Annotated in this window: 23 protein-coding genes and 1 tRNA gene; 15 read left to right on the forward strand and 9 right to left on the reverse strand. The window is 36.0% G+C overall.

What is annotated here, in order from left to right:
- Positions 1–258: 258 nt before the first annotated feature.
- From NTX65_10630 to NTX65_10645, 4 genes are all read left to right on the forward strand, one after another.
- Positions 259–1,935, forward strand: coding sequence for a sodium:solute symporter family protein (locus tag NTX65_10630; protein ID MCX6169787.1), 1,677 nt, complete (start codon positions 259–261; stop codon positions 1,933–1,935).
- A 55-nt stretch (positions 1,936–1,990) separates the two neighbouring features.
- Entirely contained in the window at positions 1,991–2,206 is a 216-nt protein-coding gene (locus NTX65_10635; protein ID MCX6169788.1) for a hypothetical protein, read from the forward strand.
- Between the two features lie 281 nt (positions 2,207–2,487).
- Positions 2,488–3,639, forward strand: coding sequence for a galactokinase (locus tag NTX65_10640; protein MCX6169789.1), 1,152 nt, complete (start codon positions 2,488–2,490; stop codon positions 3,637–3,639).
- 118 nt (positions 3,640–3,757) lie between these two features.
- On the forward strand, positions 3,758–4,012 hold the full coding sequence (locus NTX65_10645; protein ID MCX6169790.1) for a DUF4342 domain-containing protein: 255 nt from the start codon (positions 3,758–3,760) through the stop codon (positions 4,010–4,012).
- Positions 4,013–4,035: 23 nt separating this feature from the next.
- Here the strand turns inward: NTX65_10645 and NTX65_10650 are convergent, their stop codons facing one another.
- From NTX65_10650 to NTX65_10675, 6 genes are all read right to left on the reverse strand, one after another.
- On the reverse strand, positions 4,036–4,371 hold the full coding sequence (locus NTX65_10650; protein MCX6169791.1) for a hypothetical protein: 336 nt from the start codon (positions 4,369–4,371) through the stop codon (positions 4,036–4,038).
- Positions 4,372–4,544: 173 nt separating this feature from the next.
- A complete protein-coding gene (locus NTX65_10655; GenBank protein ID MCX6169792.1) occupies positions 4,545–5,099 on the reverse strand; it encodes a dihydrofolate reductase family protein in 555 nt (184 codons plus the stop codon).
- 202 nt (positions 5,100–5,301) lie between these two features.
- Positions 5,302–5,685, reverse strand: a complete 384-nt coding sequence (locus tag NTX65_10660) for a DUF4440 domain-containing protein (protein MCX6169793.1) — start codon at positions 5,683–5,685, stop codon at positions 5,302–5,304.
- Positions 5,686–5,702: 17 nt separating this feature from the next.
- Positions 5,703–6,065, reverse strand: a complete 363-nt coding sequence (locus NTX65_10665) for a hypothetical protein (GenBank protein ID MCX6169794.1) — start codon at positions 6,063–6,065, stop codon at positions 5,703–5,705.
- 42 nt (positions 6,066–6,107) lie between these two features.
- Positions 6,108–8,276: a TonB-dependent receptor gene (locus NTX65_10670; protein MCX6169795.1), complete on the reverse strand. Its 2,169-nt coding sequence runs from the start codon at positions 8,274–8,276 to the stop codon at positions 6,108–6,110.
- Between the two features lie 55 nt (positions 8,277–8,331).
- The gene (locus NTX65_10675; protein MCX6169796.1) at positions 8,332–8,847 is read right to left on the reverse strand and encodes a hypothetical protein; all 516 of its coding nucleotides are present in this window, start codon (positions 8,845–8,847) and stop codon (positions 8,332–8,334) included.
- 169 nt (positions 8,848–9,016) lie between these two features.
- On the opposite strand from NTX65_10675, the gene NTX65_10680 reads away from it, so the two are divergent.
- The 4 genes from NTX65_10680 to NTX65_10695 all read left to right on the forward strand — a co-directional run bounded on the left by NTX65_10680 (position 9,017) and on the right by NTX65_10695 (position 14,372).
- Complete coding sequence (locus NTX65_10680) at positions 9,017–12,250, forward strand: triple tyrosine motif-containing protein (GenBank protein ID MCX6169797.1); 3,234 nt, start codon at positions 9,017–9,019, stop codon at positions 12,248–12,250.
- Between the two features lie 94 nt (positions 12,251–12,344).
- Positions 12,345–12,983, forward strand: coding sequence for a response regulator transcription factor (locus NTX65_10685; GenBank protein ID MCX6169798.1), 639 nt, complete (start codon positions 12,345–12,347; stop codon positions 12,981–12,983).
- 276 nt (positions 12,984–13,259) lie between these two features.
- A complete protein-coding gene (locus tag NTX65_10690) occupies positions 13,260–13,511 on the forward strand; it encodes a hypothetical protein (GenBank protein ID MCX6169799.1) in 252 nt (83 codons plus the stop codon).
- A 153-nt stretch (positions 13,512–13,664) separates the two neighbouring features.
- Positions 13,665–14,372 carry a hypothetical protein gene (locus NTX65_10695; protein MCX6169800.1) on the forward strand — a complete coding sequence of 236 codons (708 nt, stop codon included), beginning with the start codon at positions 13,665–13,667 and terminating at the stop codon, positions 14,370–14,372.
- 36 nt (positions 14,373–14,408) lie between these two features.
- On the opposite strand, the gene NTX65_10700 is transcribed toward NTX65_10695, so the two are convergent.
- The 3 genes from NTX65_10700 to NTX65_10710 all read right to left on the reverse strand — a co-directional run bounded on the left by NTX65_10700 (position 14,409) and on the right by NTX65_10710 (position 15,615).
- On the reverse strand, positions 14,409–15,074 hold the full coding sequence (locus NTX65_10700; GenBank protein MCX6169801.1) for a cation transporter: 666 nt from the start codon (positions 15,072–15,074) through the stop codon (positions 14,409–14,411).
- Between the two features lie 10 nt (positions 15,075–15,084).
- Complete coding sequence (locus tag NTX65_10705) at positions 15,085–15,495, reverse strand: DUF5362 domain-containing protein (protein MCX6169802.1); 411 nt, start codon at positions 15,493–15,495, stop codon at positions 15,085–15,087.
- A gap of 47 nt (positions 15,496–15,542) precedes the next feature.
- A tRNA-Ala gene (locus NTX65_10710) sits at positions 15,543–15,615 on the reverse strand.
- An 833-nt stretch (positions 15,616–16,448) separates the two neighbouring features.
- On the opposite strand from NTX65_10710, the gene NTX65_10715 reads away from it, so the two are divergent.
- The 7 genes from NTX65_10715 (at position 16,449) to NTX65_10745 (ending at position 21,868) form a co-directional block, all read left to right on the forward strand.
- On the forward strand, positions 16,449–17,429 hold the full coding sequence (locus tag NTX65_10715; protein ID MCX6169803.1) for an aldo/keto reductase: 981 nt from the start codon (positions 16,449–16,451) through the stop codon (positions 17,427–17,429).
- Between the two features lie 96 nt (positions 17,430–17,525).
- The gene (locus tag NTX65_10720; GenBank protein ID MCX6169804.1) at positions 17,526–19,727 is read left to right on the forward strand and encodes a S9 family peptidase; all 2,202 of its coding nucleotides are present in this window, start codon (positions 17,526–17,528) and stop codon (positions 19,725–19,727) included.
- A 111-nt stretch (positions 19,728–19,838) separates the two neighbouring features.
- Positions 19,839–20,297: a hypothetical protein gene (locus NTX65_10725; GenBank protein MCX6169805.1), complete on the forward strand. Its 459-nt coding sequence runs from the start codon at positions 19,839–19,841 to the stop codon at positions 20,295–20,297.
- The gene (locus NTX65_10730) at positions 20,294–20,722 is read left to right on the forward strand and encodes a nuclear transport factor 2 family protein (protein MCX6169806.1); all 429 of its coding nucleotides are present in this window, start codon (positions 20,294–20,296) and stop codon (positions 20,720–20,722) included. The genes NTX65_10725 and NTX65_10730 overlap by 4 nt, the downstream gene beginning before the upstream one ends.
- Positions 20,723–20,813: 91 nt before the next feature.
- On the forward strand, positions 20,814–21,008 hold the full coding sequence (locus tag NTX65_10735; protein ID MCX6169807.1) for a hypothetical protein: 195 nt from the start codon (positions 20,814–20,816) through the stop codon (positions 21,006–21,008).
- A 10-nt stretch (positions 21,009–21,018) separates the two neighbouring features.
- Positions 21,019–21,549: a hypothetical protein gene (locus tag NTX65_10740; protein ID MCX6169808.1), complete on the forward strand. Its 531-nt coding sequence runs from the start codon at positions 21,019–21,021 to the stop codon at positions 21,547–21,549.
- Entirely contained in the window at positions 21,539–21,868 is a 330-nt protein-coding gene (locus tag NTX65_10745) for a thioredoxin family protein (GenBank protein ID MCX6169809.1), read from the forward strand. Before NTX65_10740 ends, NTX65_10745 begins: the two co-directional genes overlap by 11 nt.
- Positions 21,869–21,882: the final 14 nt, after the last annotated feature.

The raw sequence follows: 21,882 nt of genomic DNA on the forward strand, positions 1-21,882 counted from the left end.
AGTTTAACAGTAACCTAATTATTCTTTTTAGGAAAGATGCTGCCAATAACACTAGAATCCCAAGAACAGATTAATCTTTTTCCAAAGCAATTTTATAATGCTCGTAGTTATGAACTTGAAGTCATAACTAATGGCCCTAATGCAGAAATCCGCCTCTCCTTTCTAACCAAGCAAAAAGAAAAAGTTGTAAGACGAACTAGAAGAAAATCATTTCCCAAGTACGAAACAATTTTATTATTCCAGTAATAAGGATACGCTATGCAAGCAATAGGCTTAACGTTTGTTGATTGGATAATTATACTAATTTATTTTGTTTTCGTTCTAGGCATAGGGTGGTATCTTCGTAAATTCACTACAAGCCAGGAAGATTTCTTTCTTGCCGGCAGAAAAAATTCTTCGTGGGTTGCCGGACTCGCATTTTTATCTGCAAATCTTGGCGCACTCGAACTTCTTGGGATGACAGGTAATACATTTAAATACGGAATGTATGTTGCTCACTTTTATTGGATCGGCGCAATTCCAGCAATGCTCTTCCTCGGAATTTATATGATGCCGTTTTACTACAGCAGCAAAATAAAATCCGTTCCAGGTTATTTAAAACTTCGCTTTGATGAAAAAACACGCGTATTAAATGGAATAGCTTTTGCAATTATGACTTTACTTGTTTCGGGAATAAATCTTTATGCTATGGCTCTTGTGCTTCATACTTTTCTTGGATGGAACTGGGATGTAAGTATGTGGGTCTCAGCGATTACCGTAGCGGGTTATGTCGGTTTGAGCGGACTGATGTCTGCAATCTTTACGGAAATTATCCAGTTCTTTATGATTTGGTTTGGTTTGTTCCTTGTTTCACTTCTAGGAATAATTGAAATCGGCAGTCTGAAAGAAATCATAGCTCGAATTAATGAGTATAGTTCACAAGTTTCTTTTACAACTCTATGGTCAACGGCATCGGATCCAACGCAGAACGGAATGTTTATTCATTGGGGAGGAATTGTTCTGGGATTAGGATTTGTTCTGTCATTTGGATATTGGACCACGGACTTTCTTGTTGTCCAGCGTGCGTTTTCTGCAAAAGATTTACGGTCGGCACGCATGACTCCAATTCTCGCATCATTTTTTAAAATGGCAATTCCGTTCTTAGTAATTGTTTCGGGATTGATTGCAATAGCCCTTTCATTAGATCCGAAAAGCGGATTCAAACTTTTGCAGGATGGCGGACAAGTAAATTATGATTCTGCGCTTCCTCTTTTGATCGCCAGATATTATCCATCCGGTTTGGTTGGATTAGGTGTAACGGCTCTGCTTGCCGGATTCATGGCTGGGCAAGCCGGTAACATCAGCGCTTTCAATACTGTTTGGACTTACGATATTTACAAATCAGTTTTGAATAGAAAAGCTTCGGATTCACATTTACTTTGGATGGGACGTGCTTCAACAATAGTTGGTGTAATAATTTCTCTCGGCACAGCATATTGGGCAAAGAGTTTTCCAAGTATAATGGATTATATGCAGGCAATTTTTTCTTGGGTTAACGCGCCTCTCTTTGCAACGATGCTTCTTGGAATGTTTGTTTGGTGGATCACCCCTAACGGTGCATTCTGGGGACTGGTTGCAGGAATGTCGTCATCATTTTTTATGTGGATGGCGGTAAAGTTTCATTGGTTCCACGAGAGTATAATTACAATGTCCCAAACTCAAAGCGATATGGCGGCAAATTTCTGGCGAGCATGGTGGGCCTGGTGTATCTGTGCTGGAATAACTATTCTGGTTAGTCTCTTCACTAAGAGAAGACCGAAAGAGGAATTGGTTGGTTTAGTTAAAGGCTTAACTGATGAAAAGCATGATCAGCATCTGCCGTTTATAAAACGTCCGGAATTTGTTGCAATAATTTCATTGATCGTCTTAGTGATTCTAAATATTCTGTTTTGGTAATAAAAAATTGTCATTCTGGACTTTTGCTGTAATGACTTAAAGGAGAAATTGAAAAATGTCTACACCTAAAATGAAACCGATCTGGTTTTTTGTTGGATTGATCTTGCTGGTAATGGGTGCTGTAATATTTCTATCCGGAATCTATCAATTATTGAATCCTCCGGAAGTTAAAACGGTGCTGGCAGAAATACATCCGGCAATTTGGTGGGGTGCAATAATGTTTTTGTTCGGCGGATTTATGTACTGGAAAACAAGAAACCAAACTGTATAATAAAAATCATAGCGGAACCTTTTCAGAAAAAATTTTTTTCGAACCAATATTGATTTTACATCAGTCTTAAACACTTTCCAAATTTATTCTTGCTCTAATTTTTTCTTTTGATATAAACGTGTATTAAGGAGAGCATACATTCTTTTATACACTTTTTTTCCGCCCAGACGGATTCAAATGATCAATGCGAGAAAGGAATTTTTACTTTCTATTTGGCAAATAGAAAAAGAATGTTTTATGAAAAATGAATAATTTGATATTGAAATTAAACTGGGATTGAAATGCCAACCGAAATCGTTCGAAAAAAATTCAAGGAATTATTTAATGAAGAACCTTTGCTTGTTCGCTCTCCCGGCAGAGTTAATTTAATCGGCGAACATACTGATTACAATTCGGGTTTTGTACTTCCTGCTGCAATTGATAAAGCAATCTACTTCGCAATTACTCCGCGCAACGATGGAGAATGCAAACTTTTTGCGGTTGATATGAATGACGGATTCGACTTTTCGATTGATTCTCTTAAGTTTTCTGAAAAACTTTGGCCGAATTATTTGATGGGTGTAGTCGATCAATTAAATAAAGCCGGAAAAAAGTTAACCGGATTCAATTGTGTTTTCGGCGGAGATATTCCTCTCGGTGCCGGTTTATCATCTTCCGCAGCACTTGAAGCGGGCTTGGCATTTTCACTAAACCATATTTTTAATCTCGGTATTGATAAACTATCATTGGTAAAACTAGCACAGAAAGCAGAAAATGAATTCGTTGGTGTGAACTGCGGAATTATGGATCAATACATAAATATTTTTGGAGCGAAGCAAAAAGTTCTAAAAATTGATTGCCGTTCGCTTGAATATAAATACTATCCTTTTATGAATAATGATTTAAGAATTGTTTTATGCAACACGATGGTTACGCATTCGCTTGCTTCATCAGAATATAACATACGCCGATCCCAATGCGAAAGCGGGGTAAACATTATACAAAAATACAATCCGGAAATAAAAAGTTTGCGTGATGTATCGCTCGATCTTCTTTATTCGCATAAATCAAATATAGACGATATAGTTTTCCGCCGGTGTAAATATGTTATTGAAGAAAATGATCGGGTAACAAAGTCATGTGAAGATTTGGAACAAAATAATTTTGAATCGTTCGGACAGCGAATGTATGAATCTCACCGCGGTCTGCGTGATGAATACGAAGTTAGCTGTGAGGAGTTGGATTTTTTGGCAGAAGAGGCATTGTACAGCGACGAGGTAATAGGCGCAAGAATGATGGGCGGCGGGTTCGGCGGATGCACAATTAACTTAGTATATAAAAGTATGGTCAAAAAATTTCAACTATTTATGGAAAAAGCTTATATGAAGAAATACGGCAAGAATCCGCTGATTTATGTCTGCAAGATTGGAAAGGGAACGCATATAATAAGCTAAAGAAGCAAGGAAGTTTATATTTGTTTGCTTATTAAAAATGCTCTTCGCAAAGAAATAAATTTTTAAAAATGGAACAAACGAAAGCGCTGCTTCATCTAAAGACGAAACGGAAAAATGTATGAACGAGTTTAAAGTCAAAGGGAATGAACTGATACAGAAGATTGAAGAGCTTATTCACGAAGGTAACGTAACACGCATAATAGTTAAAGATGAAAAAGGGAATACTTACATTGACATCCCGGTGACGATTGGCATTTTAGGAGCAGTTTTTGCGCCGATTGTTGCTGCAGTTGGAGCCCTTGCCGGCATGGCTGCAAATTATACAGTAGAAGTAATCCGCAAGGAAGATGAAAAAAAAGAGGATGCCGGATAATCAAACAACAGACGCACCGATTACTATCTTATGAAGTGAGGCATCTCAAAAGGAATTTCAATAGATAATTCTACCAGACCCTTCATCTTGCCGTTCTCAAACCATGGAGATTGATATATAAGTTTTTTCTTACCGTTCTTCTCAATAGTATAAATATTCGGTTTCTGTTTATTCATTATTTCTTTGATTTTTTCATTTGATGCATCGCTGTGGCAACCGAACATATTCTTACCAACTAAATCATATCCGCCGTCATCCTCAAATACTTCGGCAGATTTTTCATTCATTTCTGTTACAATTCCATCTAAATCGCATACGGTTATTGCTGCGGGAAATTCCTTAAACCATTTTGAGTTCATTTATTATCCGAAAATTATTTACATCTAAAAGATACTGAAACTTGTCTTAGTGAGCGAGACGAAATTTATCTGACACCGGACTAGGTCATTTTTGGCTTTGCCATAATTGTTCGAAATTATTTCCCAATATTAATAAGCATTTTAAATTCACTGACCATAGCGCGAAATCTATTTTACAAGGGCTTGTAGTAAAGTAAAACATTTCCGGAATTGAAAGTTTTGCTGTTAATAAGTTTTAAATGAAATTTTTGGTTGAATCCTTTAAATAACGGATTGCCGTTACCCAATACAACCGGGTTCACCATAATCCGGTATTCATCAATTAAACTCTTCTGAGTAAATGTTGATACTAATTCAGCGCTACCGAAGATTGCGATATCTTTTCCTGGCTCTTGTTTCAATATTGAAATTTCCTCTTCAACATTCCATCTAATCAGTTTTGTGTTTTCCCATTCGGCTTTTTCCAGAGTTTTTGAAAAAACGATTTTAGAAATACTATTCATCTTATCTGCAACTATCGGATCGTCCCTCATTGCAGTTTCAGTCGGCCAGTAACTTGCCATTAATTCATATGTTACCCGTCCGAATAAAAGGAGATCAAGTGATTTCAGCTGTTCGATGGCTAATTCATTGAACTCCTCGTCAACATTATGCCAATCAATTTCTCTATTTGGTCCTTCAAAGTAACCATCGAGTGTAACTAAGTTAAACCAGAATAGTTTTCTCATCTCTTAATCCTTTCTATAATAAATTATTCTTTCTGAAAGAACATCGTTTTTTTGATTTTAGTTTACAACACTATGGAAGGGAAAAAATGTTCAAAAAAGGAGATCAGTCTACAGTGGAATGTCACGAACTATCTTGCAGCTTTTATTTAAGGGCGACAATTTGACAACGAACTAATTCATGAATAATCAATTTTTCAATAAATCACAGCATTCGTGGGATTTGTGATGAATGATGGTGTAGAATTGGATTAGCTAAGGAAAGATCCAGCACAAAACTGAATCTGGCTTCAAAACTGAGAAGTTCACCCTCAACTGTAAATTGCCAACGGTAAATGCCGGATAATGCATAAACATTTTCAGTTATTTTTTGAGATTTAACGAGATTTTCATGCAGTGAAACGCTAAGTTTTTCACGAGTTTGAAGCTGCTCATAATAATTACGGATTTTTGCCGGAGTATTTAAGATTCTATTTGAGAATGTCGGAATTAATAATGCTTTCTCGTCGTATAGAGCTAAAACATTTTTTATCTCCCCATTATTAACTGCATGTAACCATTCCGAGAGAATAATTTCGGGTTTTTTCATATTAGAATAGGCTTTCTTTATTCATTTAAAAACTTTTCCGCTTCTTCGATTGTTGGAACGTAATATAATTTGTAAGCATCTGTTGCTAATGAATTATTAGCAAACTGAATCAGTCCCGTTTTTGATGTACCAACTATTCTAACAACCCGGTTAACTTTCTTCTGTATCAACAATATCATAATTTCTTTTAAAATCGAGCCGGCTTCATCTGCGCCGTGTATAAATTTTGAAATATCGTTAATCAAATCGAAACCCGGTTTTAGAAGTTCCACCTCTTTTGTAATTAATTCTTTCGCTTTTTCAGCTTCGTCGAATGAAAGCATTCCGCTTATAAAAACATATAGCCTGTTCTTCTCAATATCTTTTTTAACTTTTACCACTTTAATCCCCTAATTAGATTTAGCAATTATACTAAATCTTTCTTAAAAAAATATCTCAAAACTAAATGAATAGTTTCTAATCGGTGCAACATTACCGATGAATTCTACGCAATTGTAGTTAAATATATTTTTTGCATTTATAAATATTTTTGCTGGAATGCTTCCAAATAAAAAATTGTATCCTATATTTAAGTCGGTGACATATACAGGAACACGCTTATCACCGTCTATAACAAGTGCAATTGGAGGTTGTGTAAGATTAAAATCAATCTCTTCAACTTTACTCATGTATCTAAAGTCAATTCCAAATTCAAATGGATATGGAGAGTATTGCAACTGAGCGGAAACGGAATTTCTAGGACGATATTTCATTGCTATATTTTTTTCAAGATCGCGCGCCCACATGTAGTTGTATCCCGCTTTCAATTTTAATTCACCCGGAATGAGAGTCCAATCGCTGTTCAACTCAACGCCTTGAATTCTTGCTCTGCTCAAATTAGTAAATTGAATTTTCGCTTCTTGAGTCAAAACCGGTTCAATAAAATCCTTGTATTCATTTTGATAGAATGCAAGATCGAAAAGAAGGTTTTTAGAATAGTTGTAAACAGCTCCAATCTCAAATGAAATACTTGTTTCGGCTTTTAAATCCGGATTGGATTTAACATCAATGCCTCCACCGATGGCTGCAGTTGTGAATACCTCCGAAGGAGTTGGTGCCCGGAATCCTGTTCCAAGAGATGTCCGCAATATAAAATCTTTTGTGAGTTTGTAGTTAAGTCCAGCTTTTGGTGCCACCGCATTTGCACTTTTGAGTGTATCCAGTTTCATGTAATCAAATCTTAATCCGAGAGTCAAAGAAAGATCCGGATTTATTTTTATAACTCCCTGAGTATATGCACCAAAACCAAAAAAATCCGGGCTTTTAAAAATATTGGAAGATATTTTGGAATAAGAAGTTTCAATACCCGGTGTAAGAACAAAGGAATCTGACAGATTAATATTTGCGAGCAGTTCATTACGGAAAAGATCGGCTTTTGAAGTCGTCAATTCTATTCCATAGCCGTCAAATTTTGTGTGATAAAAACTGGATTTGAATTCTGCAGTAATATCTTTGTTAAAAGTGTGATGATAAATTAACCCGGTAAAAAGCCGGTTGGACTTAACAGTATTGCCGTTATCTTCATCTTTTGGAACGAGAGCATTACGCGAATCTTTCCAATAAAGAAAATTTCCTCGGTTCATGTTCAGAAAATCCGCAAAAAACAATAAATGATTCTGAGATGTGAAATCATAATTCAATTTTAGATAACCAAGATTTCGTTTTGTATAATCGTTTTGCCTATAACCCATATTGTCAAATTTTTTCAAAGAAAGAGTATAGCTCAAATTATTAACTGAATTGGAATGAGTCAGTTCGACACCATAAAAATATCTAGTATTGTTGTTCCATTTCCAAATATCATATGTGGGTTTATCATATGCACCGATATACGAACTGAAATGAGTAACGGGATTTTTTACAGATGATTTGGTTATAATATTTATTACACCTCCAATTGCGGTAGAGCCATAAAGAGAACTTGCCGGACCTTTAATTATTTCAACACGTTCAATATCTGCGACCGGAATTAGTTCCCACACAATATCGCCGGTATCGCCTGAATAGAGCGGAATTCCATTTGCTGCAACTAGGACGCGTGCACCAACACCTTTGCTGTAACCATTAGATCCTCGAATACTGACTTGTTCAAGATTCATTTGTACACCGGGTACAAACCGGAGTGCGTCATCAAATGTCAAGTAATTTTTTTTGGAAATATTATCTGGAGTTAAAATAGCAGTGCTGACGGAAAGATCCTGAACCTTTTGCTGATACTTACCGGCGCTAACTATTATTTGTTCGCTTTGAATAGCTTCTTCTATTAAAATAATTGTGATTGGTTTTGTTTTTGCATCAAATGCTAAAGAGATGGTTTTCTTGCCGTATCCAATTAGAGAGACTTCAAGTGAGTATTCTCCAAATTGAACATTACTAATCTCAAAAAAGCCGTCCGGTGATGTAGCCGCACCTTGTTGAGTTCCAATAATTACCACATTTGCATTTATCAGCGGTTCGTTTTCGCTGGTAATTACCTTTCCTTTAATGCTGCCGGATTGAGCAAATGAAACTAAAAACGGAAGAAGTGTAATAAGAATAAAAATTTTTTTCATTTGAAGACCTTTTTCTTTTGAGAAATAAATTCTCATGTCGTAATACAATTATATTTTACATTGGTGGCTGAGGCGGAGGATTGTTGAAATCAACAATAATATCTACGCCGGAAGTAATTTCTCGATCCAAAATTGTAAGCGTCCTCGGTTTATTTGGATCGTTGCCGATATTATAAATTCCAACAATTAACCAGTCTTTTCTATCAAGTGAAAGAACCGCAGTCTTAGATTGTGCAACAACCAGATAATTATAATCACCGGGCGCCAAAGTAAAAAGCGGAATAAAATTATTATCAACTGAATTATATGTGAACGATGTAGATCGATAGGGTATAGAATCAATTACGAACGCGAGATTGGGCGGAAAAAAATCTGCGCTTGTGTTAATTACATTTTTGAAAAGAACAACGTGTGTGCGTTTAATATCTGCCGGCCAATTGCCAACAAACGTTACTTTACCGCTGAAGCCGGTTACGCCGGATTTTAGGGGCTCAGGCTCGATCCCTTTATCGCACCCGGCTATAAAAGAAAACAATGCAAGAGTAACTATTGCGGCAAACAAATTTTTCATTTATTCTCCATCCAATCTTATAACACGTCTAATATAACAGAACTTGAAGAACAAATCACGCGGCATTTATCAATGTAATTAAGATGAATTTGGCTTTTTATTTGAGTAGATTTTTATGTAGTCAATTTATATTGTGAATTGAAAACTCAATATTTAATTAAGAATTAATGTGAAACCTGGCTTGCAGAAAAATACTTTTATAATTCTTTTAATTTTATCGCTAGTTTCAACAGTTTTACGCGGTCAATCGACCACGCAGCACCTAGAATATCAATTCAATCAAATTAAAGTTGAAGACGGACTTTCTCAGAGTACTGTTTTTTGTATGCTTCAAGACCGTAAAGGATTTTTATGGTTTGGAACGGCCAATGGGTTGAACCGTTATGATGGATATAACTTTACAGTTTTTACTAACGATCCAAATGATACAACAACAATTTCCGATAATGGAATTTTATCTCTCCTGGAAGATAAAGATGGTTTTATATGGGTAGGAACAGTGGGCGGAGTTCTAAATAAATACGACAGAAAAAATGGAACATTTACCCGTTATAATTTCACAGAATATTTAAAAACAGAAAATGACCTGGATGAAAAATATTACGACTTTCCTCTGCCATTTTCGCGGAATAATAATAAATCAATAACAGTTATTGAGCAAGACGATAAAAGTATGTTGTGGATAGGAACATGGGGAAAAGGATTGATAAAATTCGATCCGGTTAAAAATACGTTTGAGCATTTTCATTCCGATAAAAATCAGCATGACGGGCTTCAATCCAATAGAATAAAAGCAATAGTTCCCGTCAGCGATGGAACGGTATGGGTTGGCACACTTGGCGGTGGGCTTTATAAATTAATTACGCGAAGTAATCAAATACGGTTTCAAAAATATGAGCACAATAAAAATTTCTGGAGCTTGAGCGATAACAAAGTCATCTCACTATTTAAAGATGTGGACGGAAATTTATGGATTGGAACCTATGGCGGGGGATTGAACAAACTTACAATGCAATTTCAATCAGCTGAAGCATCTCAAGCAAGATTCGAAAGATTTATGAATGATCCGCAAAAAAATAGTTTATCGAATAATATAGTTACTTCAATAATTCAAAATACAGACAGATCACTTTGGCTTGGTACTATTGGCGGAGGTTTGGATCACTTTGATTTAAACAATAAAAAATTTACAGTTTATAAAAACGATCCTAAAATTCCAACATCGCTTCAAAAAAATGAAATTCTTTCCTTACTCGTTGATAAATCCGGAACACTTTGGATCGGTACCAATCTTGGGAAAGGTCTTAGCCGCCTTGAACCGAGCATAATAAAATTTGGACAAATTAACAGAGATATAAATGGTGTCAATGGTTTAAATGATGATGTGGTGTGGGCTATCAGTGAGGATCAAAATTCCGTTGTGTGGATCGGAACATATAAAGGGGGATTAAACAAATATGATCGCAAAAATGGAAAATTTACATTCTACAAATCCGATAGGAATAATAAATCCACATTAAGCGATAATCACATTCGTTCAATTGTTGATGACGGCAATAGATATTTGTGGATTGGTACATACAGCGGCGGATTAAATAAATTTAATAAATCAACCGGACGCTCAACTAGATATACATTCGGCTCTAACGACTCTTCGAACCGAGGCTCAAATCAAGTTCAAGCTATTCTAATAGATCGTGAGAAGAATCTTTGGGTTGGTACTTTTGGCGGCGGATTGAACAAGGTGGTTGCCGAAGATTTAAAAACTGATAATATCCGGTTTGAAAATTTTGTTCACAATGTTACTGATCCATTTAGTCTCAATGACGATAGAGTCTATTGCATAACCGAAGATCGGGATGGAATATTATGGATTGGAACATTCGGCGGCGGGCTAAATAAATTTGATCCCAAGACAAAAAAATTCATCTCTTACAAAAATATTCCTGGTGATGAATCAAGTTTAGCTGATAACCGTGTAATGACAATTTACGAAGACAATTTTAGTAATTTATGGATAGGATCATACGGAGGCGGACTGCAGAAATTTGATAAACGTACCGAAAAATTTAAAAGGTTCAACAAAAAAAATCGGCTGATTAGTTCGGTGGTATATGGCATACTTGAGGACAACAGCAATAATCTTTGGATGAGTACTGATGATGGCCTATTCAAGTTCAGCATAGCAACTGAAATCTTTACTCAATACGATCTTCACGATGGTTTGCAAAGTTCGGAATTCAGCGGCGGAGCCTATTTTAAATCTAAGCAAGGAGAAATGTTCTTCGGGGGAATTAACGGATTTAATTATTTTTATCCGGATAGCGTTAAAGATAATTTGTTTACTCCCCCAATTGTAATCAGCAACATAAAAATCTTCAGCAATCCGGTTCGGGGAGAAATTGACTCTTTGGAGCTTTCCTACTCGCAAAATTTCTTTTCATTTGAATTTGCAGCGCTTGATTTTACAAATCCGGTTGATAATCAATACGCTTATACCCTGGAAGGATTAGATTCAGACTGGCACTATGTAGATTCACGAAGAAGAATTGTTAATTATTCCAATCTTTCACCCGGAGAATATATCTTCCGTGTGCGTGGTTCGAACAATGACGGTGCATGGAATAATGATGGAGCAAAAATATTTATTAAAATTTTTCCGCCGATTTGGATGAGGTGGTGGTTTATAACGGTTGTTCTTTCGTTTATCGCTTTTTTAATTTTCTATCTAAGTACAGTCCGTTTCAGAAGTCTGCTTGCAATTGAAAAGCTAAAAGGGAAACTTGCCGCCGATCTGCATGACAATGTCGGCTCGGGTCTAACTGAAATTTCTATCCTTAGTGAACTGACATCTCAAAAGATAAATAATGCAGAAGACGGTTCATCACAAAATTTAAGTGCCATAAGCGAGAAAGCTCGTCAATTAATCGACAGCATGAGCGACATTGTCTGGATGGTCAATCCGCAACGCGACTCTTTTCATCATCTAATTATGAGATTGAAAGATACATACAGCGATCTGCTCTATTCTTCCGAAATTTCATTTCGAACCATCAATCTGGAAAAATTGAGCTCTCTTAAATTACCGATGGAATACAAACAGAACATGTATCTGATTTTTAAAGAGGGAATTAACAATGCAATAAAACACAGTAAATGTAAAAAAATTGTTCTTGAAGCGGATCTTAATAAAGATACAATAGTTATGGTTTTAAAAGATGACGGATTAGGCTTTGATGTGGAAAATGCAAAATTAGGCAACGGCTTATTAAACATGAGAAAACGTGCTGATTCAATTGGATGCGAACTGATTATTGATTCGAGCGAAGAAGGGACATCACTCAAATTTATTGGTAAACTCGGAGGAATTAAAAAAGTATTTCTCTCGTTTATGAATTCATAATTATTGTTTTTATTGAATTGTTGTTTCCGCGAAATCATCTTAACCGTATATTCTAAAAAATTGTTATTTTACACTTAAGACAAATCAATGTATTATGATCAAAGTCGCAATCATAGAAGATAACAATACAATCCGGGAAGGATTAGCCGCGCTAATTAACGGCACAAGCGGTTACAGTTGCATTGGTTCTTATAGTGATTGTGAATCTTTTCTCCCAAAACTTTCCACAATGGACATAGATGTTGCTTTGATGGATATAGGTCTCCCCGGAATGAGCGGAATTGATGGAATTGCAAAAGCAAAAAAAATAAAGCCTGAACTCAATATTCTTATGCTCACAATTTATGAGGACAGTCAATCTGTATTCAAAGCGTTATGTGCAGGTGCATGTGGATTTCTTGTAAAGAAAACTCCGCCAAGCAGATTACTGGAAGCAATAAAAGATGCTTACGAAGGAGGCGCTCCAATGAGTTCTTTGATTGCCCGGCAGGTTATAAATGTTTTTCGGCAGACTCAAGGCAAATCTCCAGATGAAGAAGAAACAAATTTGTCCTCGCGCGAAATAGAAGTGTTAACATCTCTTTCAGATGGAAATAATTATCAAGAAATAGCCGACCGGCTTTTCATAAGCGTTGATACAGTCCGCCATCATATTAGAAATATTTATCGTAAACTCCACGTGCATTCACAATCGGAAGCCGTCGCTAAAGCAATCCGCAAAGGACTTATCTAGAAATTTAATTCTCATTTTTTGTTACAAGATTTTAAGTAATCCGACGTACCAAATTTTTATTTTTAACCAATATTAAGAATCTAGAATCCAGCATAGACCAACCAGCCGCATAAATATGTAGGTCAATCCCATTTTTTATCTCTTTTCTTGTTAAAACTGCACAATTGTGCTGTTTACAAGCCACTTTCATTTCATTAAATACAGATCAGAAAAAGAGAAAAACGAATCAACCTTAGTTGATAAAATAAAGACAACATCATAACAACAGGAGGAACAATGGAAAATCTAAATAGTAATGATGGTAATAATCCAATCTCGGAATTAATCAATGATGATGTTTACACCCTCCTTACAAGCCGAGGATTAATTGACGAGAAATCTGTGCGGGATTATCTGATCAGAAAAAAATTCAAAGATCTGAGAGCAAAAAAAATAAGTGCAAGCAATGCAATTGAAGTACTTAGAGAAGAATATCCGTATTTGCAATTCGATACAATTCGAAAAATAGTTTATCAACCTCGAAATTAGATAATACCTCCTCATAGAAAAACAACCGGAAAAGGAATTCGTTCTTTCTCCGGTTTTTTTATTTATTGGGAAGAGTAATTCATTTCTTGTTATTTTTGTCATAGCAATCATTGCAATTTGGAATAATCCACAAAACAAATAAATGAGGCAGCTATGAAACTCCGCTCTTTTCTTTTTCTTTTATTAGTATTATCAATACCTCTTATTGCGCAAGAGAAACACGAAGTAAACTCAGAAGTAAAAGAACTTTCCGAATTCCATGATGTGATTTACCAAATTTGGCATACCGCCTGGCCGGAAAAAAATGTTCAGTTACTAAAACAACTTTTACCAGATGTTGAAAAAGCATATGACAAAGTCAAAACCGCCGTACTGCCGGGAATACTACGCGACAAGAAAAGCAAGTGGGATGAAGGATTAAAAAAGTTTGGTGTGTCTGTTGACGCTTATAAAGACGCTGCAGGCAGAGAAAATGCTCAAGCCATTTTGGACGCAGCGGAAAAATTGCATTCAGATTATGAAGGTCTGGTTAGAATTGTAAAACCTGTTCTAAAAGAAGTTGATGCTTTTCACCAGGAACTTTATATGATGTATCATTACTACTCGGCCAATTTTGAATTAGAAAAAATCAAAACTTCAGCAGCAACACTTAAAAATAAAATGGTTGATGTAATGGCGGCAAAATTGACTAAACGCCTGGAACCAAAACAAGAAAAATTTGACAAAGCTAGAAATGAGCTAAACGATGCTGTTCTGAAACTGAATGAGATTGTTGCTAAATCAAACGACAAAAAAGAAATTACAAATGCTGTTGATGGGATGCATTCAAAATATGAAGAATTAGAAAAAGTATTCGATTGATCTCTTTTGGGGCTCGTTATATGCGAGCCCCAAAATTTAATTTTCGCACGACCCGCCCTCACATCCGCATTCTTTTCCTGTCCTTGCCTTTTCGAAAGCTTCTCTTCCTTCTTTAAAGGAATAATAAGCAATTAGTAATGCCCCAATAGAATCAAAGGCACCAAAACCGGTTAATTCATATCCAACACTTGCAACGAGTAATATTACAGAAAGATAAAGACAAGTTTTGGTACAGTTGGCATCTGCTATAATTGCCCGCGACCCGAGAGCTTTTCCAACTTTCATTTTGTGGTATATTAATAAACTCATTGCCACAATAGAAATAAGAGAAATAACCACACCCCAAAAAGTTGTTTCAGGCTTATGATTATTTATAACATTTAAAATGGATGATGCTATTAATCCGATTGTCAAAGTATAGAATGAGGCTCCGGTAATTTTTAGCGCTCTTTTTTCAAAATCATCACGCTCAGACCCCAGTGCTCTAATTCTTGAGAGCATATGCCAAATACCGATTCCGGAAATAACTTCAACAAACGAATCAATCCCAAATCCGAGTAAGGAAAGAGTCTCGTCTTTAACCCCAAAATAAACGGAGATCAATCCCTCTCCAATATTATAGAATACGGTAAACATTGCCAGCGACAATGCCCACCGATATAAACTTTTTTTCTCGTCAGATAAAGTATTTTCTTGAATCATTAAAAACTTTCTATGAAGGGATCGAATACTGTGAGAATAGACTCATGAAATATGCAATAAAAAATATCAGGAAAACAATGCCCAGAATAATCATTACGATTTGAATGATGACGAGGATTTTAAGAATATGAAAAAACTTTCCTTGAAGTTCAAACCCGGCACGCATAGATGCCGCACTGTTTGTTACTCTAAAATTTGAAAATTGATCTGCCGCTTCTCGCATTCGTAAACCGATGAAAATAATCGGAACACCTAGTAATGCGCCAATTATTGATATACACGTGATTGCACCATATATAATGGCGAACATTCCTACGAACTTCATATCGTTCGTCATCTTTTCAAAATTATATTGAAACATTGAAGGCGGATTGACACTTGTCGAATTGGAATCGAGATTTAGATTATCGATGGTATCCATGCTATTCTCCTTAACAAGTTTAATTAATTGTATGAATCTGAATAATGTGGAGCTGAAGGGATTCGAACCCTCGACCCCTTCGTTGCGAACGAAGTGCTCTCCCAACTGAGCTACAGCCCCTAATAAAACATTTCAAATATAAAAACGACAAAAAATTATAAGCGGTAACTTGTCGCGAATCCCTCAATGCGGGACTCTCCCAACTGAGCTACAGCCGCTAATGCCTTAATTATAATTTCGTTGTTTTAAAGTACGATTTCAACTTTTATTGCGACAAAAAATTAATTTTCCTAGAACAAATAAATGAAAGGTAAGGAATTAATCTTAGTAAAATGAATTGAGAAGAATATTTTTTGATCAAAATAGGAAATGATGAAAATCTTCTAAAAGAATAAAATGTATTTGTGTTGAAACGAAGGATTATATCTTACAGATCTCGGTGTATTGGCGCTTAATAAGAACTGTAGTTTTTTGAAGAGAAATCGGAATAACTTTTTTTCTCTTTCCTTGTTTTACTGATAATGTACGTTGAAATTATCAATATAAAACAAAGCGAGAAAAAAATACTAACTGATGTATAAACAATTGCTGATAAAGTCATTTACAAATCCTTTCTCTAAAATTTCAAAAAGGGAAGCCCAGCCGAGTACTTCCCCCTCTGATCAATCAAAAACTACATGACAAATATAATTGCTGAAATAATTAAGTCAATGCTTAAGTTGTTAATATATTATAAACCGTGGGCTGTATCACAATTAAGAATTTTATGAGACGTGAAAGTCTTTGATGGACTTCCTTGAACTACCATTAGGTGACAAAAATAGATTTTGGGAAAAATGAAATTTTAGATCTCGAAAAGTTTCTATATAATTCGCTATTTAACTTTCTGGAACATTCAGCGGTTTCTTTTGTAGATTTAGCTACAAAAAATTTTTAATAGAAAGGAAGAAGAAATGGAGTACACATTTTTAGGAAGAACCGGATTAAAAGTTAGCAAACTTTGTCTTGGAACAATGAACTTCGGTCCGTACACAAACGAATCCGATAGTTTTAAAATTATGAATCGTGCTCTTGAACTCGGAATCAATTTTTTTGATACGGCAAATGTATACGGCGCAATGTGGGATGCCGGCGGTGTTGGCAATACAGAAAAGATAATCGGTAATTGGCTTTCGGAAGATAAAACGCGTCGTGATAAGATAGTTCTTGCCACAAAAGTTTATGGCAATATGGGAAGCGCACCCAATGAATCGAAGCTATCCGCCTATCATATCCGAAAAGCTTGCGAAGAGAGCCTGAAAAGAATGAAGACAGATCATATTGACCTTTACCAGATGCATCATATCGACCGGAGTACACCATGGGAAGAAATATTTCAGGCAATGGAACAATTAGTTAAAGAAGGTAAAATTATATATGTCGGCAGCAGCAACTTCGCAGCTTGGAATATTGCCGAATCATTTTACAAAGCAGAAAAAAGAAATTTTCTAGGAATAGTTTCCGAACAAAGCATCTATAGTTTACGCAACCGTCAAATAGAGCTAGAAGTCATTCCGGCGTGCAAAAATTTTGGAATAGGACTTATTCCATGGAGCCCTTTAGGTGGTGGAATTCTTTGCGGTGTATTGGAAAAAGGAAAAGAAGGAAGACGATTAAGAGAGCCGTTACAGAAATCAGTTGAAAAACTTCGTCCGCAGATTGAAGCTTACGAAAATTTGTGTAAGGAGATTAATCTCAAACCGGCGGACGTTGCCCTCGCATGGGCTCTAAACAATCCGGTTGTAACATCCCCAATCGTAGGTCCTCGAACCATAGATCAGCTAAATGAAAATGCGGCAGCACTTGAAATTAAATTAACCGATGACATAATGAAAAAACTGGATGTAATTTGGCCCGGTCCCGGAAATCAAGCGCCTGAGGCATACGCATGGTAAGCCGGCAACCAGTTTTTTAACATTTATTAAATAGGTTGAGGTAAATTTTTTTTATAATTTTTAATTGATACTCTCAAAACAGAATTTGGAGAACAGATGAATCATCAAAAATTATTTTTAATACTTTTCCTTTTTGCTATTGGATTTGTATTCAGTCTTTCCGAGATATCCGCACAAAACAAGAAACTGACTTATAAACAAGTTTATGAAAGCGGCGGTATGCGCGGCAGAATGGGAATGTTCGGTCGTGGTGAATTGGGCTGGGTAGATGAAGATCATTATCTTGAGATGAAATCGGATCCGGCTAAGACGGATTCAAAACCTGTGTTGATGAAAACAAATGCTGCAGACGGTAAATCGGAAGTTTATATTGATAACAGTTCAGTTCAGCTGCCAGAAGGATTTAGTATTGACCGACCTCTTGGAATGACAAAAGATTATAACAATTATCTTTTCTTTTCTAAAAACAATCTTTATTTCTATTCCCGTTCGGAAAATTCATTTAAGCAATTGACCAAAGATGACGCTGTAGAAAAAGTTGCAAAACTATCTCCTGACGGCAAGAAAGTCGCATATGTTAAGAATAATAATTTATATGTATTCGATATTGATTCTGAAAAAGAAACTCAGCTTACAAATGATGGAACCGACCTAATATATAATGGCTGGGCTTCATGGGTATATATGGAAGAGATTTTAGGAAGAGGCACCGCTTATTCCGCTTTCTGGTGGTCTCCCAAAAGTGATAAAATTGCATTCTTACACACCGATGATAATCCAGTGCCCGATTTTCCAATTTATCATGCAGATGGAGTGCATGGTGAATTAGAGCATCAGCGTTATCCAAAACCTGGCGATCCCAATCCTTATGTAAAATTTGGAATTGCTAATATTGCCGATAGAAAAATCACATGGGCAGATTTTGATGAGAAGGCAGATCAATATATTGCATGGCCGACATGGACCAAAGACAACAAACTAACTGTTCAATGGATGAACCGCGCACAGGACAATATTATTCTTTATTGGATTGACACTAATTCTGGAAAGAAGACCGAGATCTATAACGAAAAACAAAAAGAGTGGGTTGAATGGTTTGAAGATATCTACTTCTTTGAAAATGGAAGCGGATTTTTACTGCGGTCAAACGTTGATGGATGGGATCATCTTTACTACTACGATTTAAATGGAAAATTGATTAAGAGATTAACGCAAGGAGACTGGCAGGTAACAGATATCGCTTATGTTGATGAAGCCAATAAAAAAGTTTATTTCCACAGTCCAATGAAAAATAATACAGATAAATATCTCTGTGTTGTTGGTCTTGACGGGAAAGGATTGAAACAAATAACTACAACTCCCGGGACGCATTCAGCATCAGTTTCTCCAAAAGGAAAATATTATATTGATACTTACACCAATATAACTACTCCTTTTAAAACTGAACTTTTTAAGATGGACGGCAAACTTGTTAGAACGCTTAGCGATACTAAAAGCAACCAATATGATGATTACGCACTGGCAAAAGTTGAGCTGTTCACAATTCCTTCCGGCGATGGATATGACCTGCCGGCAATCTGGTCTTTACCTGCCGATTTTGATCCGAATAAAAAATATGCAGTAATTTTTAATGAATACGGCGGACCAAATTCTCCGTCAGTTAGAAATGCCTTTTCAATGGGACTGGCTCAAAGTTATCTTGCTCAACATGGAATAATTTCGATCTCGGTCGATCATCGTGGCGCGGGACATTTTGGGAAAAAAGGAGTTGCTTTGATGTACCGCAATCTAGGTAAATGGGAAATGCATGATTATATAGCAGCAGCGAAATGGTTGAAAACAAAATCATTTATTGATACAACAAAAATTGGAATTACCGGCGGAAGTTATGGCGGTTACGTCAGCGCGCTTGCCATGACTAAAGCAGCGGATTATTTTAACTACGGAATTGCTGAATATGGCGTGATGGATTGGAAGCTTTATGATAACGTATATACGGAACGTTATATGGATACACCGGCAGAAAATCCGGATGGTTACAAAGACGGTTCCGTATTGAATTATGTTAAAAATTACAAAGGCATGGTATTAATTACGCATGGAACAATTGATGATAATGTTCACATGCAAAATTCAATTCAGTTTATCACCGAATTACAAAAACAGAATAAAGATTTCGAAATGATGCTCTATCCCAACTTCCGTCACGGTGTTGGAATGCCGCATGCAACACGTGAACGTGTTCAATTTTGGTTTAGATATTTATTGGGAAAAGAACTAGATACGAATAAAGATTAGTAATTTAAAATCTTGCTCGTGATCTCAATCTTGATCAAAAGTATGAACACGATCATGAGCAAGACAATTATTTTGAATTCAAAAACATCTATCTAGAATCGAGTATTATTTATGGAATACAACGAAAACCCGAAAGAATATTACCCGCCGATGCATACAGCAGAGCATCTTCTCAACGGGACAATGGATAAAATGTTTGGATGGGGACGTTCTTTTAGTGCGCATATTGAAAAGAAAAAATCAAAATGCGATTATCATTTTGACCGTGATTTAACGCCTCAAGAAATCCAATCTATAGAGGAAAAAATTAATTCTGTAATTTCGGAAGATCTTCCCGTAACCGAGGAATTTATAAAACGTGAAGAAGCCGAAAAAGCTTTTAATCTTTCCCGTTTGCCTGAAGAAGCCGGAGATTCATTACGAGTGATTCGTATCGGCGATTATGATAAATGTTTATGTAGCGGTTCACACATTACCTCAACAAAAGCTATAGGTGGATTTAAGATAATCTCGACTAATTTTGATAATGGTGTGTTGAGAATTCGATTTAAAATTTCGGAATCATCATGAAAAAATATTTTCTATTAGCCATACTTATTTCGGTTATGTCATTAAAAGCACAAATTCTTTCCGATATTGATAGAACCGCTATCTTAAATGTTCTTGAACAACAGCGCATTTGCTGGAATAACGGAGACTTAGCCGGATATATGAGAGGTTATTGGAAATCCGATTCAACCAGATTTATTGGAAAAAGCGGAATTAATTACGGATGGAACGCCACATTCGAATCTTATAAAAAAGGTTATCCGAACAAAGAAGTAATGGGCACACTAATATTTAAAGTGATTTCCCTTGAATCATTGAACAAAAACAGCGTTTTCATGATAGGGAAGTGGGATCTCGATCGAAAAGAAAAAGCCGGGGGATATTTCACCCTTATCTGGAAAAAAATCAACGGCGAGTGGTTCATCACAACCGATCATTCGTCCTAAACAAAAATTCGCAAGCATTAAAAGCTTTTCCAATTTGAAAAATCCAAATTTCAGACCTATTTTTGCATGTCAGAAATTCAAGGATTTATTCATGCCGGAAGATCTTTTAGTAAACATCAAATTTAAGAACCGTAAGACGGGCGAATTAAAAGATGGTTATGTGAGAGTCCCGAATATTGAAAAATATTCAAACGGGTTGAAAAAATATTTTGACATTCATGAATACCGGATTTGCGAAAAAAGAATTGTAAGTAAAGAAGAATTTGAAAAGAAAGGCAAAAGCTGAAAAAAGCTTTATGAAATTGTCCGGTAAAATATTTTCGGGCTGTTTGTTACTCGCTTACATCACGGTCTCATTGAGCACTTTGACTAATTGTGCCGAGAAGAATAACTTTTCCACAAGCGATCAACTTAATTCCTCAAAAAAAGAGATTGCCAATCTCCTGCGCTTTGAATATGCTGCTGAAGACTTTGATATGGCTTCCAACAATATCTACTCATGCCCGGTTCTACTCGATTCAACTCTTATAGGAGTTTCTCAAAAAGAAGGAAATTATTTTTTGAGAGCGAAGGTTAATTTTAAAAGCAGTATAAAATATTTTGCAGAGTTGAAGTGTAGTAAAGAAATAGCGGATTTATATAAGCGGACTAAATCAAATTCTGCCTACATCACTGCAAAAATTACAAGGATAGATAATCTATCGCTCGTTGCTGATGCAGATTCTCTTGATGGTAAATTACATCAAATTAATCTGGGTAAATCAATTTTACTTACCGGAGAATGTTTAGCTCTTGCCGAAATCCCGGCATCAATAAATGCAGACTGATCTTTTCACTTCCGCCGAATTCAATTCATTCATTTCATCTAATAAAGCGGCGGCAATTTATTTCAGCACACCGGACTGCAACGTGTGTAAAGTTCTTAAGCCGAAACTGATTGAAATGCTGGTTCAAAATTTTCCTTTAATGAATTTCGCGTATGTAAATTGCGAAGAGGCAAAAGAGCTGGCAGCTCAACAAAATATCTTTTCCGTTCCAACAATTTTATTCTTCTTTGAAGGAAAAGAATTTATACGGAAAGCGCGTTATGTGAATCTGGATGAACTGAAGAATGAACTCGATAGAATTTACTCGATGATCTTTTAAAAACAAAGAGGCGG

Source organism: Ignavibacteriales bacterium, from assembly GCA_026390795.1.
Lineage (GTDB): Bacteria > Bacteroidota > Ignavibacteria > Ignavibacteriales > Melioribacteraceae > Fen-1258.

What these genes read in the sequence shown, in the direction of transcription:
- NTX65_10630 (MCX6169787.1), top strand. Translation starts at nt 259, where the DNA reads ATGCAAGCAATAGGCTTAACGTTTGTTGATTGGATAATTATACTAATT.
- NTX65_10690 (MCX6169799.1), top strand. Translation starts at nt 13,260, where the DNA reads ATGGAAAATCTAAATAGTAATGATGGTAATAATCCAATCTCGGAATTA.
- NTX65_10635 (MCX6169788.1), top strand. Translation starts at nt 1,991, where the DNA reads ATGTCTACACCTAAAATGAAACCGATCTGGTTTTTTGTTGGATTGATC.
- NTX65_10675 (MCX6169796.1), bottom strand. Translation starts at nt 8,847, where the DNA reads ATGAAAAATTTGTTTGCCGCAATAGTTACTCTTGCATTGTTTTCTTTT.
- NTX65_10645 (MCX6169790.1), top strand. Translation starts at nt 3,758, where the DNA reads ATGAACGAGTTTAAAGTCAAAGGGAATGAACTGATACAGAAGATTGAA.
- NTX65_10735 (MCX6169807.1), top strand. Translation starts at nt 20,814, where the DNA reads ATGCCGGAAGATCTTTTAGTAAACATCAAATTTAAGAACCGTAAGACG.
- NTX65_10730 (MCX6169806.1), top strand. Translation starts at nt 20,294, where the DNA reads ATGAAAAAATATTTTCTATTAGCCATACTTATTTCGGTTATGTCATTA.
- NTX65_10640 (MCX6169789.1), top strand. Translation starts at nt 2,488, where the DNA reads ATGCCAACCGAAATCGTTCGAAAAAAATTCAAGGAATTATTTAATGAA.
- NTX65_10650 (MCX6169791.1), bottom strand. Translation starts at nt 4,371, where the DNA reads ATGAACTCAAAATGGTTTAAGGAATTTCCCGCAGCAATAACCGTATGC.
- NTX65_10685 (MCX6169798.1), top strand. Translation starts at nt 12,345, where the DNA reads ATGATCAAAGTCGCAATCATAGAAGATAACAATACAATCCGGGAAGGA.
- NTX65_10725 (MCX6169805.1), top strand. Translation starts at nt 19,839, where the DNA reads ATGGAATACAACGAAAACCCGAAAGAATATTACCCGCCGATGCATACA.
- NTX65_10695 (MCX6169800.1), top strand. Translation starts at nt 13,665, where the DNA reads ATGAAACTCCGCTCTTTTCTTTTTCTTTTATTAGTATTATCAATACCT.
- NTX65_10660 (MCX6169793.1), bottom strand. Translation starts at nt 5,685, where the DNA reads ATGAAAAAACCCGAAATTATTCTCTCGGAATGGTTACATGCAGTTAAT.
- NTX65_10700 (MCX6169801.1), bottom strand. Translation starts at nt 15,074, where the DNA reads ATGATTCAAGAAAATACTTTATCTGACGAGAAAAAAAGTTTATATCGG.
- NTX65_10715 (MCX6169803.1), top strand. Translation starts at nt 16,449, where the DNA reads ATGGAGTACACATTTTTAGGAAGAACCGGATTAAAAGTTAGCAAACTT.
- NTX65_10740 (MCX6169808.1), top strand. Translation starts at nt 21,019, where the DNA reads ATGAAATTGTCCGGTAAAATATTTTCGGGCTGTTTGTTACTCGCTTAC.
- NTX65_10655 (MCX6169792.1), bottom strand. Translation starts at nt 5,099, where the DNA reads ATGAGAAAACTATTCTGGTTTAACTTAGTTACACTCGATGGTTACTTT.
- NTX65_10745 (MCX6169809.1), top strand. Translation starts at nt 21,539, where the DNA reads ATGCAGACTGATCTTTTCACTTCCGCCGAATTCAATTCATTCATTTCA.
- NTX65_10705 (MCX6169802.1), bottom strand. Translation starts at nt 15,495, where the DNA reads ATGGATACCATCGATAATCTAAATCTCGATTCCAATTCGACAAGTGTC.
- NTX65_10670 (MCX6169795.1), bottom strand. Translation starts at nt 8,276, where the DNA reads ATGAAAAAAATTTTTATTCTTATTACACTTCTTCCGTTTTTAGTTTCA.
- NTX65_10720 (MCX6169804.1), top strand. Translation starts at nt 17,526, where the DNA reads ATGAATCATCAAAAATTATTTTTAATACTTTTCCTTTTTGCTATTGGA.